The organism is Micromonospora sp. WMMB235 (assembly GCF_001855515.1).
Taxonomy (GTDB): Bacteria; Actinomycetota; Actinomycetes; order Mycobacteriales; family Micromonosporaceae; genus Micromonospora; species Micromonospora aurantiaca.
The window spans coordinates 840319-851884 of sequence record NZ_MDRX01000001.1 but is presented as its reverse complement, the minus strand read 5'-3'; the positions used below and the strand labels follow the sequence as shown (position 1 = coordinate 851884).

The following is an 11566-nucleotide window of genomic DNA, read 5'->3' as shown; positions in this document are numbered from 1 at the left end:
CGTACTGTGCCCGGGCCGCCACGTTGGGTACAGTGCGGGGCGTCGATCGGTGCCGCCGGGCGTGGATCCGAAGGGTGCGGGATGTCGGAACGGACCGGGTGGATGGCGCGCTGCACGCTGCGCCTCGGCCTGCTGCTCGGTGCCGTGGCGGTCGTCTGGGGCGCCCACGAGGTCGCATCCGGCTCGGCCGCCCACGCCGCCGACCGCGAGCCGTCCGGCCCGCTCACCGCCACCGTCGGGGTGCTCACCCACACGCTCGGAACGGTGCTCGGCCTGCCCACGTCCGGAACGGGTGCCGCGCCCTCCACTGGATCCGGTGACGCCGCGGCGCAGCCGGCGACGCCCGCCGCGCCCGCGCCTGCTCCCGACCCCGCCACACCCGGCCCCGCCGCACCCGCGTCCGACTCCGCCGCGCCGGTGCCCGCACCCGACGCGAGCGCGCCGAAGCCCGGCACGCCCGCGTCCGGAACGCCGTTGCCCGGCACGGGCCGGCCGAAGGCGCAGCCGGCCCCCGCGACGCCGGCCACCGGCCGGGTGGTCGAGGCGGTGGTGACGCCGCTACACGACCACGTGCTCACGCCCGTCACCGACGGCCTGCGCCCCGTCACCGACCCGGTACGCGACCACGTGCTCGCGCCGGTCGCGGAGGGCCTGCGCCCGGTCACCGACCCGCTGAGGGCAGGCGTGCTCGACCCGGTGGCGGACGTGCTGGCCCCGGTCGTGGAGCCGTTGCGCCCGATCCTCGGCCCGGTCTGGCGGGGCCTGGAACCGGTACTCGACCCGCTGGATCCGGTGCTCGATCCGCTCAGCCCGGTGACCGATCTGATCGACCCGCCGGCCGCGCCGGAACCCGGCTCGCCCCCGGCGCCCGGCGAGCCCGTGCCCGGCCCGGCCGCTCCCGGCGCCCCGATCGTCCCGGCCGACCCGGCCGCGACGCCGGCACCGGCTCCCGAGCGTGCGCACGACACGCCGCCCCGCCTCGGCGGGCCGGTCCTCGCCGCCCCGGCGGCGCGCAGCCTCACCGTCGTCGGCACGCGGTGGGTCGAGCCCGTACGCAGCCGGGCACCGGCGACCGTCGGTCCGGCCGCGCACGTCACGACCACACCCGCCCTGCCGCTGCCGCTCGACGGCGTCACCCACGGCGGCGGCGCGGTGCACAGCGAGGCCGCCGACGCGGACGCGAACCGCTGGCGACTGCCGACGCTGACCCACGGGTACGCGCGACCGTCGGCCGACCCGCTGCCGCCGTCGCGCACGTCGCGCCCCGGCACCAGACCTGCCTGAGCGGACTCCACAGGCACCACCTCCGATCCGGAGCACGGGCGTGTCCCGCCCGACTGCCGCATGCCGCGGCGGCGCCGTCGACAGTCGTCCGGCGCCCGTAACCGACCCGACCACGCCTGGAAAACAGGAGTTCGTTCATGAGCACAGCCCTGCCCGTCGTCCGCGCCCGATGGTGCGACATCGGCCGGATCGCCGATCTCGTCGCCGAGGCCCTCGCGCCCACCGCGCTGGCCGCCTGGCTCGTCCCCGACAAGTCCCGCCGCCTGCCGGTCCTCGCCGCCGTGGCGCGGATCTGGACCGAACACGCGTTGCTGTTCGGCGACGCGTTCCTGCTGCCCGACGGCAGCGCCGCCACCGTGTGGTTCCACCGCTACCGCCCGATCCCCGCCCCCCACCGGTACGCCGACCGGCTCGCCGGCGCCGCCGGGACGGACGAGGACCGGTTCCGCCGCCTCGGTGAGGAACTGGCGGCACGCCGTCCTGCCGAGCCGCACAACCATCTGGCGCTGCTGGCCGCGCCCCGGGGCGGCGCGACGCAGGCGCTGTCCGCGGCGCAGCGCCGGATGGACACGTTGAGCCTGCCCACGTACGCGCACCCGTGCGCCGGTGAGCAGGAGGAGGAGCTGCTGCGGCGGCTCGGCTACGCCGAACGGGAGACGTTCGCCGCCCCGGACGGCACGCCGGTGCGGTCGTTGTGGCGGTCGGCGCCGTTCCACGCGGGCGGCAACGACAGGTGGCGGACCCGCCGGGCCGCCCGCCGGGAACGCGACGACCGGGCCGTCGGCTGGGCGGCACGCTGACCGGCTGAGCCCCGGGCCGGGGCGGACGACCGCCGCCCCGGCCCGGACCGGCGCCACACCGTCCGGGTTCTTCGGCCGGTGCCGTCGGCGCAGCTCGGTTAGCCTGCGAGCCGGGCACGACTCAGCCGAGCAGTCGGAGGTAACGCGTGCGGAACAGCGGATCCACCCCGGAACCGGGCGGCGCGACCCAGGTGCGCCCCAGGCGCAAGCGGCGGCGTCTGCTGGTCGTCCTCGCGGTCTGCACGCTGCTGGCCGGCTGCGGGCTGGTCGCCGGCGGCTACTACTTCGACAGCGTGCCGACGCCCAGCGACCTGAAGCTGCCCGAGTCCACCACCGTCTACTACGCAGACGGGCGCACGCCGATGGCGAAGCTGGGCGCGCAGAACCGCACCATCGTGCCGTACGACCAGATGAACGACTCGGCGAAGCAGGCGATCGTGGCGGCCGAGGACCGTACGTTCTGGACGAACCAGGGCATCGACTTCAAGGGTGTGATGCGGGCGGCCTGGGCCAACGTGAGCGGCGGGCAGCGGCAGGGCGCGTCCACCCTCACCCAGCAGTACGCGCGCATCGCCGCGGACCTGCGCGGGGTCACCTACTCCCGCAAGCTGCGCGAGGCGGTGATCGCGTGGAAGCTCGACGACGCGTACTCCAAGGAGGAGATCCTCGGTTTCTACCTGAACACCGTGCCGTTCGGCCGGGGCGCGTACGGCATCGAGGCGGCCGCGCAGACGTACTTCGGCAAGACGGTGCGCCGGGACGCGCCCGCCGCGCGGCAGCTCACGCCGGCCGAGGCGATGGTGCTCTGCGCGATGGTGAAGCAGCCGGAGGCGGACCCGGCCGACCCGGAGGGCTCGCCCGGCTACGATCCGCGCCGCAACGCGCTGGCCCGGCAGAACTCGATCGACAGGTGGAACTACATCCGCGACGGCATGGTCAAGCTCGGCTACCTGACGCCGCAGCAGGCGGCGGATCTCGCGTACCCGGACACGGTCCGGCCGATCGACAAGGACGCGGGCCGCTCCGACCTGGACCGGCCGACCGGCCTGGTGGTCAACCATGTGCTCGCCGAGCTGCGCGAGACCGAGCCGTTCCGCGGCAAGCCGGACGAGGTGATCCGCGACGGCGGCTACCGGATCGTCACCACGATCGACAAGCGCGTGCAGGACGCGGCCGAGGCGGCGGCGGACATCCGCCGCGACACCGCGCCGCAGGCGGTACGCGGCCAGCCGCGCAACTGGCAGGCCGCGCTGGTGGCGGTGGAGCCGGGCACCGGCCGGGTGCTCGGCTACTACGGTGGCGACAAAGGCTCGGGCGCGGACTACGCCGGCTGGTACCACGACGAGAACGGCGAGACCCGCGGCTTCGGCCAGCATCCGCCGGGGTCGTCGTTCAAGGTGTACGACCTGGCCGCCGCCGTACGCGACGGGATCTCGGTGAAGCAGCGGTTCGACTCGCCGGACACCAAGGAGTTCCCCGCCTCGGGGCGGACGAAGGGCAGCGCGGCCGGGCCGATCCGCAACGCGGAGCGCGCGCCCTGCCAGCCGGACTGCGCGCTCTGGGAGGCCACTGTCGCGTCGCTGAACGTGACCTACTTCGAGCTGACCGAGAAGCTGGGTACCGCCAAGGTGATCGAGACCGCGCGGCAGGCCGGCGTGGAGTCGATGTGGGAGACGGTGCGGGGCAATCCCCGGCCGCAGCGCGTCGACCTGCGCAGCGACCCGGCCGACGAGGTGGCGAAGCGGTTCTCCACCGAGGTCGGGATCGGGCAGTACGGCATCACCGTGCAGGACCACGCGAACGGGATGGCGACGTTCGCGGCCGGCGGCAAGCGTGCCGACGCGCACTTCGTCCGGTCGGTGACCAAGGACGACGAGGAGGTGTGGACCGAGCAGCTCCGTACGACGGACCTGGGCCTGGACCGGGAGGCGATCGACCAGCTCGACTGGACGCTGCGCCGTGTGCGGGCCGCCGAGCTGGGCAACGGCTGGGACTCCGCCGGGAAGACCGGCACCTGGCAGGCCGGGCAGAGCACCACGCAGAACGTGCACACCTGGATGGTCGGCTGGACCGGCTCGCTCGCCTCGGCCGTCTGGCTGGGCACCACCGACGGCAAGCCGCTGCGGACCAGGGGCGGCAGCTACGAGGTGTACGGCTCGACCGGCGCCGCGCCGATCTGGCGGCAGTTCATGACCCGGGCCACCGCGGCCATGAAGCTCGACCCGGACAAGTACCGCTTCGGTCAGCCGAAGTTCCCCGGCGAGACCCCGGAGCCGACCCGGTCGGCGCCTCCGCCGGCGACCACCGCCGCGCCGACGCCGTCGGAGTCGCCGAGCCCGAGCATCTCCTCGTCGAGCCCGAGCCCGGACCCGACCGGGCGGCCGACCTCGCGGCCGACGCTGACGCCGTCGCTGCCGCCGCTGCCCACCGTGTCGCCGACGCGGACCCGCGGCCCACGCTGACCCGGCCGGGCGGCGGTCCGGCCGCCGCCCGGCCGCGCTGACGGCGGCCTCGCGTCTATGCGCGCCATTCGCACACAGCGGCAACGTCCGCAATTTGCGCCGGCATCCATCCACCGTCGGCGATGTTCGCCCTGATCAGGGCCTATTGAAGATCATGGTTGCCTGGATCGGCGCGCGCGGCGGCGCGCCCGACTGTCAGCCGTTGCCCAGGTCACCCATTGCTCCGGGCTCGGGCGGCGTGTGATTGTGCACCAGCGAGCCGCCGACCCCCGGCGACTCGCGACGGTCGATCTGTCGACCCGGAGCCACGCCGGCAGCTCCGGTGACCGGCCGTCACCCTGCCTCGCACCACCGCGCCGCCCGTCCCCACCGGGCTCCGTGCGGCGCGCCTGTAGAACAGGAGCAAACCCCCGTGAAACTCTCACCTCGCCTCGCCGCGCTCACCGGCGCGGCCGCGGCCGGCCTACTCGCCGCAGGCACCGCCGCCGCCGTGCAGGCCGCGCCACCCGGACCCGCCGCCCCCGACCCGGCGCAGGCCCGCGCGACCGCCGCCGACTCGGCCCGCGCCCTGGTCGCGAACCGCCCCGCCTACCTGCAGGCCGGCTCCGACGACGCGTTCGTCCAGAAGCCGGTCATCTCCTCCGAGGGCACCCAGTACGTACCCTACGAGCGCACCTACAAGGGCCTCCCGGTGGTCGGCGGCGACTTCGTGCTCGCCACGGACTCGGCCGGCAACCTGAAGTACGCCTCGGTCGCCCAGCAGCGGCCCATCGGCGCCCTCGCCACCACGCCCGCGCTGACTCCGGCCGCCGCCGCGAAGACGGCGCGCGCCCAGCTCAAGACCGTGAACGCGGTCGAGGGCACCACGCTCGTGGTCTACACGCTCGGCGCCGCACCGGCGCTGGCCTGGGAGACCACTGTTCGCGGCACCGGCGCGGACGGGCCGAGCCGGCTCACCGTCGACGTCGACGCCCGCACCGGCGCGGTCCTGCGCAAGCAGGAGCACGTCGTCCGCGGCACCGGCACCGGCGCCTGGAACGGGCCCAGCCCGCTCACGCTCAACACCACCCAGTCGGGCTCCACGTACACCATGAAGGACCCGACCGTCACCAACCTGAGCTGCCAGGACGCGGCCAACAACACCACGTTCAGCGGCTCCGACGACGTGTGGGGCAACGGCACCGCCACCAACAAGGAGACCGGCTGCGTGGACGCGTTGTTCTCCGCGCAGACCGAGCACAAGATGCTCGCCCAGTGGCTGGGCCGCAACGGCGCCAACGGCAACGGCGGCTACTGGCCGATCCGGGTGGGCCTCAACGACCAGAACGCCTACTACGACGGCAGCCAGGTGCAGATCGGCAAGAACACCGCCGGCCAGTGGATCGGCTCGCTGGACGTGGTGGCGCACGAGATCGGCCACGGCATCGACGACAACACCCCGGGCGGCATCTCCGGCGGCGGCACCCAGGAGTTCGTGGCTGACACGTTCGGCGCGGCCACCGAGTGGTTCGCCAACGAGCCGTCCAGCTACGACGCGCCGGACTTCCTGGTCGGCGAGAAGATCAACCTGGTCGGCTCCGGCCCGATCCGCAACATGTACAACCCGTCGGCGCTCGGCGACCCGAACTGCTACTCCAGCAGCATCCCGTCGACCGAGGTGCACGCCGCGGCCGGCCCGGGCAACCACTGGTTCTACCTGCTCACCAACGGCAGCAGCCCCACCAACGGGCAACCGTCCAGCTCGACCTGCAACGGCAGCAGCGTGACCGGCCTGGGCATCCAGAAGGCCATGAAGATCATGTACAACGGCATGCTGCTGAAGACCTCGTCCTCGTCGTACCTGAAGTACCGCACCTGGACGCTCCAGGCGGCGAAGAACCTCTACCCGGGCAGCTGCGCGGAGTTCAACACGGTCAAGGCGGCCTGGGACGCGGTGAGCGTGCCGGCCCAGTCCGGTGACCCGACCTGCGCCGGCGGCACCCCGACGCCCACCCCGAGCACCACGACCACCCCGCCGTCGGGCGGCTGCTCCGGCAACAAGCTCGCCAACCCGGGCTTCGAGTCCGGCAACGTGAGCTGGAGCGCCTCGTCCGGCGTCATCACCACCGACAGCGGCCAGGCCGCGCACGGCGGCTCGTACAAGGCGTGGCTGGACGGGTACGGCTCGTCGCACACCGACACGCTCAGCCAGTCGGTGACGATCCCGGCCGGCTGCCGGGCGACGTTGAGCTTCTGGCTGCACATCGACAGCGCGGAGTCGACCACCAGCACCGCGTACGACAAGCTCACCGTCAAGGCGGGCAGCACCACGCTGGCCACGTACTCCAACCTGAACAAGGCCACCGGCTACGTGCAGCGGTCCTTCGACATCTCGTCGCTCGCAGGCACCACGGCGACCATCTCGTTCAGCGGCGTGGAGGACAGCTCGTTGCAGACGTCCTTCGTCGTCGACGACACCGCGGTCACCCTGAGCTGACCGTGGCGTGCGCGGCCGGTCGTCGTCCTCCCGGCGGCCGGCCGCCTCGCCGTGTCCGGACCGGCGTCCCGCCGTGTCGGGCCGGCCGTTTCGCCGTGTCAGGCCCGGCGCGCGCCCTGGGACGCGGTGCCGCGGTCGCGGTGGATCCGCGCGGCCGCCTCGTGCATCGCGCGGCCGAACAGCTCGGCCTGGTCGCCCATGCTGCCGAGCCGGGCGGCGAGCGCGTCGGCGTCGGCCCGCGCCGACGCGCTGACCCGGGCGTCCAGCTCGGACAGCGCGGCGTTGGCGGCGGTGACGAAGTGTCCGCAGAGGACGTCGAAGGGCTCGCCGGCCAGTTCCGGGTCGATCGTCACGGAATCCAGCCGGCCACCCTGGACGGCGACCGCGCGGACCCGGCCGCCGGCGGCCGTGCCCTCGGCGCGCAGCAGGTCGCCGGGCTCGCCGTCGGCGTGCGCCGAGGCCCGGGAGCGCATCGCGGTGAGCGCCTGCTGCGTGCGGGTCAGCAGCTCGTCGATGCTCGCGGCCGCCGAGAACGGGTCGTTGGTCATATCCGCGCTTTCTTCACGTCTTAGCCGAGCATCGTGACCCTAGCAACCGGCTCCGACGAATCGCGGTCACCACCGTTGCGGACCGTCTCCCGGACGCCGGGAGCAGGCCGGACACCGTCGACGCGGCGTGTCGCGGACGGGGCGAACGCCCGGCCGGGTCGCCCCGGCCGGGCGTTCTCGGACCGCTGTCAGCGCAGCCGCAGCCGCTGACCGGGGAAGATCAGGCCGGGGTCGTCGCCGACCACTGCGCGGTTGCGCTCGTGCAGGGCGCGCCAGCCGCCGTCGACGCGCTGCGTCACGGCGATCTCCGACAGCGTGTCCCCACGCCGGACCAGGTACGTCCCGGCGCCGGACGACGGCTGCGGCGCCACCGTCGTCGTGGCGCGCTCCGGCGCGGCCTTGCGGGTGGCCGCCCGCTCCGGCGCGGCCTCGCGCGTGGCGGCCCGCTTCGGGGCCGCCTTTGTGGTGGCCCGCTCGGACCGGGTCGCCGCGCTCGCCGAGCCGCCCTTCTTGCCGCAGACCGGCCACGCGCCGATGCCCTGGCCGCGCCGCACCTTCTCCGCGACGGCGATCTGCTCGGACCGGCTGGCCAGGTCGGCGCGGGCGGCGTACTTCTTGCCGCCGTAGCCGTTCCAGGTGGCGCGGGAGAACTGGAGCCCGCCGTAGTAGCCGTTACCGGTGTTGATCTTCCAGTTGCCGCCCGACTCGCAGCGCGCGACCGCGTCCCAGTTGACGCCTGCGCTGGCCGGAGCGGCCGGGCCGAACAGGGTCGCGGCGCCGACGGCGGCGCCGGCCAGGACCGCTCCGAGGGCGGTACGGCGGCTTCGGGCTGAGTATTCAGTTGCCATGTGGATTCCTCCACGCCGACGAGGTGAGCTGTCGGGTTCGGGCCGAGGAGCCCGGCCGCCGGTGGCGGCTTCACCCCGAGGTGACGATGCACCGTGGAACGTGTGGTTCCCCCGCTCCCGCGCGAGGTCCGGTTACCGGGGACGGCGGCGGGATTTGGCGTTTCCGGCCCGCGGTGTCCGCGTCTGCGAACGAAACCGACGCTAGGAGCGATTTGCGACGATCGTCCACTTCTTGTGACGCTCTTCACCCGGCCGGGCTACCGGCGGCGGCGCTACGGTGGCAGGGCCAGGCAAGATCACGGGAGGGCTTGACGGATGACCGATCACGGACACGAGCTGACCTTCGGCGGCTTCATCACCCCCGCCGCCGGGCAGCCCGACCAGGTCGTGGCGCTGGCCCGGCTGTGCGAGCAGGTCGGGCTGGACCTGGTCACGTTCCAGGACCATCCCTACCAGCCGGGCTTCCTGGACACCTGGACGCTGATGTCCTACGTGGCCGCGGCGACCGAACGCATCCGCCTGGCCGGAAACGTCCTCAACCTGCCGTTGCGCCAGCCGGTGGTACTGGCCCGCAGCGTCGCCAGCCTGGATCTGCTCACCGGCGGCCGGGTCGAGCTGGGACTCGGCGCGGGCGCGTTCTGGGACGCGATCGAGGGGGCGGGCGGGCGGCGCCTGTCCCCCGGCGCCGCCGTCGACGCCCTCGACGAGGCGATCCGGGTGATCCGCGAGGTCTGGGACACCGGCAGCCGCGGCATGATCCGTGTCGACGGCGAGCACTACCGGGTGGTCGGCGCCAAGCGCGGCCCGGCGCCCGCGCATCCGGTCGGCATCTGGGTCGGCGCGTACAAGCCGCGCATGCTGCGCCTGGTGGGCCGCGCCGCGGACGGCTGGCTGCCGTCCCTGTCGTACCTGCCCAAGGGCCCCGACGAGCTGCCCGCCCTGAACGCGCTCGTGGACGAGGGCGCCCGGGCCGCCGGGCGCGACCCGGCCGCGATCCGCCGCATGCTCAACGTGACCGGCACGTTCGCCCGCTCGTCGGCCGGTTTCCTGACCGGGCCGCCGGAGCAGTGGGTGGAGGAACTGGCCGGGCTCACCCTGGAGCACGGCATCACCACGTTCATCCTCGGCAGCGACGAGCCGCGCGCGATCCAGATCTTCGGCCAGGAGGTGGCCCCCGCGGTCCGGGAGCTGGTCGCCGCCGAGCGCGCCACGCCCGCCGGCGGCGCCCGGGAGGCCGCCGACGAGCCGACCACCGCCGACGGCCCGAGCACGCTCCGCGTCACCCCCACCCCCGACCCGGGGGTACGCCTGAGCACACGCCGCCCGTGGGACGAGTCCACCCGCCCGAGCGCTCCGCCGCCGCCGGCCGGACACGTCTACCCGGCCCGGGGACAGGCCGCCGGGCAGCACCTGGTGGACGTGCACGACCATCTGCGCCAGGAGCTGGCCCAGGTGCGCGACCTGCTCGAACAGGTCAAGCAGGGCTCGGTCTCGCCGGGCCGGGCGCGGGCCGCGCTCAACGAGATGACCATGCGGCAGAACAACTGGACGCTCGGGGCGTACTGCGCGGCCTACTGCACGATGGTCACCCAGCACCACGGGCTGGAGGACGCCTCGGTCTTCCCGCACCTGCGCCGCTCAGAGGCCGGGCTGGCCGCGGTGCTGGACCGCCTCGAGGAGGAGCACGTGGTGATCCACGGGGTGGTGGAGAGCGTCGACCGGGCGCTCGTGGAGCTGGTCCGGCGGCCCGGCGACTTCACGCAGCTCCAGGAGGCGGTGGACCTGCTCACCGACACGCTGCTGTCGCACCTGTCGTACGAGGAGCACCAGATCGTCGAGCCGCTGGCCCGGCACGGGTTCTTCCCCGGCCAGCTGTGAGGTAGCTGGCTTCTGCTTACTTAAGTCAGGGGGTACCGTCGACGCCATGACGGACCTCCTTGCGCAGCGTGACTCCTGGTCCACCGCCAACTGCTCGATCGCCCGGGCGCTGGAGGTGGTCGGCAACCGCACCACGCTGCTCCTGCTGCGGGAGGCGTCGTTCGGCACCCGCCGCTTCGACGACTTCGCCCGGCGGGTCGGCGTCAGCGAGCCGGTGGCCGCCGCACGCCTCAAGCAGCTCGTCGCCGACGGGCTGCTCGACCGGCGTCCCTACCGGGAGCCCGGGCAGCGCACCCGCGACGAGTACGTGCTCACTGCGAAGGGAAGCGACTTGATCCCGGTGCTCGTCGCGCTGCGGCAGTGGGGCGACACGTACGCCGCCGACGAGGCGGGCCCGGCGGTGCGGGTGGCCCACGAGGAGTGCGGCGCCGCGGTACACGCCCGGCTGCGCTGCGGCGCGGGGCACGACGTACCCCCCGGCGAGCTGGCCGTCCTGCCCGGTCCGGGCCTGCTGTCCGCCTGACCCCTCCCTTCCCCACACCTCGGAGCGAGACATGAAGATCGCTGGAAGCACCGCCCTGGTCACCGGCGCCAACCGCGGCTTCGGCCGGCACCTGGCCGCCGAACTCATCGCACGCGGCGCCACCGTCTGGGCCGGCGCCCGCAACCCGGACACCGTGGACCTGCCCGGAGTCACCCCGGTACGCCTCGACATCACCGACCCCGAGTCGGTGGCCGCCGCCGCGCAGCGGGCCGGGGACGTGACGCTGCTGGTCAACAGCGCCGGCGTGAGCACCGGCACCGACCTGCTCGACGGCGACCTCGCGCAGATCCGGCTGGAGATGGAGACGCACTACCTCGGCACGCTGTCGGTGGTACGGGCGTTCGCGCCGCAGATCGTGGCCAACGGCGGCGGCACGATCCTGAACGTGCTGTCGGCGCTGTCCTGGTTCACGTTCCCCGGCGTCGGCGCGTACGGCGCGGCGAAGGCCGCCGAGTGGTCGATGACGAACGCCCTGCGCCTGGAGCTGGCCGGCCGGGGCGTCCACGTCGCGGGCCTGCACGTGGGCTACATGGACACCGAGATGGCCGCCGCCGTACCCGGCCCGAAGGCCCACCCGGCCGACGTCGCCCGGCTCGCGGCCGACGGCATCGAGTCCGACAGCTACGAGATCCTCGCCGACGACGTGGCGCGCCGGGTCCAGGCCGGATTGTCCGGCGGTGTGGCCGCGCTCTACCCCGCGCTCCCCTGAGCCGACCCGCCTCCAAG

At 74.1% G+C, this 11566-nt stretch carries 9 protein-coding genes and 1 riboswitch; of the genes, 7 read left to right on the top strand and 2 right to left on the bottom strand.

Features of this window, described 5'->3' with window-relative positions; genetic code table 11:
* Positions 1-81 precede the first annotated feature (81 nt).
* The 4 genes from BFV98_RS03485 to BFV98_RS03470 all read left to right on the top strand — a co-directional run bounded on the left by BFV98_RS03485 (position 82) and on the right by BFV98_RS03470 (position 7022).
* Entirely contained in the window at positions 82-1284 is a 1203-nt protein-coding gene (locus tag BFV98_RS03485) for a hypothetical protein (RefSeq protein ID WP_255367986.1), read from the top strand.
* Between the two features lie 137 nt (positions 1285-1421).
* The gene (locus BFV98_RS03480; protein ID WP_047891959.1) at positions 1422-2084 is read left to right on the top strand and encodes a hypothetical protein; all 663 of its coding nucleotides are present in this window, start codon (positions 1422-1424) and stop codon (positions 2082-2084) included.
* 146 nt (positions 2085-2230) lie between these two features.
* Positions 2231-4546 (top strand): transglycosylase domain-containing protein, encoded by a 2316-nt coding sequence (locus BFV98_RS03475; protein ID WP_071094878.1) that lies wholly within the window; start codon positions 2231-2233, stop codon positions 4544-4546.
* Between the two features lie 412 nt (positions 4547-4958).
* Positions 4959-7022 carry a M4 family metallopeptidase gene (locus BFV98_RS03470; RefSeq protein ID WP_071094876.1) on the top strand — a complete coding sequence of 688 codons (2064 nt, stop codon included), beginning with the start codon at positions 4959-4961 and terminating at the stop codon, positions 7020-7022.
* A gap of 98 nt (positions 7023-7120) precedes the next feature.
* Here BFV98_RS03470 and BFV98_RS03465 read toward each other — a convergent pair whose 3' ends face one another.
* Positions 7121-7570 carry a YbaB/EbfC family nucleoid-associated protein gene (locus BFV98_RS03465; RefSeq protein WP_013286504.1) on the bottom strand — a complete coding sequence of 150 codons (450 nt, stop codon included), beginning with the start codon at positions 7568-7570 and terminating at the stop codon, positions 7121-7123.
* Between the two features lie 188 nt (positions 7571-7758).
* Positions 7759-8418 carry a transglycosylase family protein gene (locus BFV98_RS03460; protein ID WP_013286505.1) on the bottom strand — a complete coding sequence of 220 codons (660 nt, stop codon included), beginning with the start codon at positions 8416-8418 and terminating at the stop codon, positions 7759-7761.
* A riboswitch (cyclic di-AMP (ydaO/yuaA leader) is annotated at positions 8417-8588 on the bottom strand. Its footprint overlaps the gene before it by 2 nt.
* Before the next feature lie 145 nt (positions 8589-8733).
* On the opposite strand from BFV98_RS03460, the gene BFV98_RS03455 reads away from it, so the two are divergent.
* From BFV98_RS03455 to BFV98_RS03445, 3 genes are read left to right on the top strand one after another with little or no spacing between them, the layout of a single operon-like run.
* Positions 8734-10296 (top strand): LLM class flavin-dependent oxidoreductase, encoded by a 1563-nt coding sequence (locus BFV98_RS03455; protein ID WP_071094874.1) that lies wholly within the window; start codon positions 8734-8736, stop codon positions 10294-10296.
* Positions 10297-10342: 46 nt separating this feature from the next.
* Positions 10343-10819: a helix-turn-helix domain-containing protein gene (locus tag BFV98_RS03450; protein ID WP_013286507.1), complete on the top strand. Its 477-nt coding sequence runs from the start codon at positions 10343-10345 to the stop codon at positions 10817-10819.
* 31 nt (positions 10820-10850) lie between these two features.
* Positions 10851-11549, top strand: a complete 699-nt coding sequence (locus tag BFV98_RS03445) for an SDR family oxidoreductase (RefSeq protein ID WP_071094872.1) — start codon at positions 10851-10853, stop codon at positions 11547-11549.
* Positions 11550-11566 lie beyond the last annotated feature (17 nt).

What these genes read in the sequence shown, in the direction of transcription:
- BFV98_RS03485 (WP_255367986.1), top strand. Translation starts at nt 82, where the DNA reads ATGTCGGAACGGACCGGGTGGATGGCGCGCTGCACGCTGCGCCTCGGC.
- BFV98_RS03480 (WP_047891959.1), top strand. Translation starts at nt 1,422, where the DNA reads ATGAGCACAGCCCTGCCCGTCGTCCGCGCCCGATGGTGCGACATCGGC.
- BFV98_RS03465 (WP_013286504.1), bottom strand. Translation starts at nt 7,570, where the DNA reads ATGACCAACGACCCGTTCTCGGCGGCCGCGAGCATCGACGAGCTGCTG.
- BFV98_RS03460 (WP_013286505.1), bottom strand. Translation starts at nt 8,418, where the DNA reads ATGGCAACTGAATACTCAGCCCGAAGCCGCCGTACCGCCCTCGGAGCG.
- BFV98_RS03455 (WP_071094874.1), top strand. Translation starts at nt 8,734, where the DNA reads ATGACCGATCACGGACACGAGCTGACCTTCGGCGGCTTCATCACCCCC.
- BFV98_RS03450 (WP_013286507.1), top strand. Translation starts at nt 10,343, where the DNA reads ATGACGGACCTCCTTGCGCAGCGTGACTCCTGGTCCACCGCCAACTGC.
- BFV98_RS03445 (WP_071094872.1), top strand. Translation starts at nt 10,851, where the DNA reads ATGAAGATCGCTGGAAGCACCGCCCTGGTCACCGGCGCCAACCGCGGC.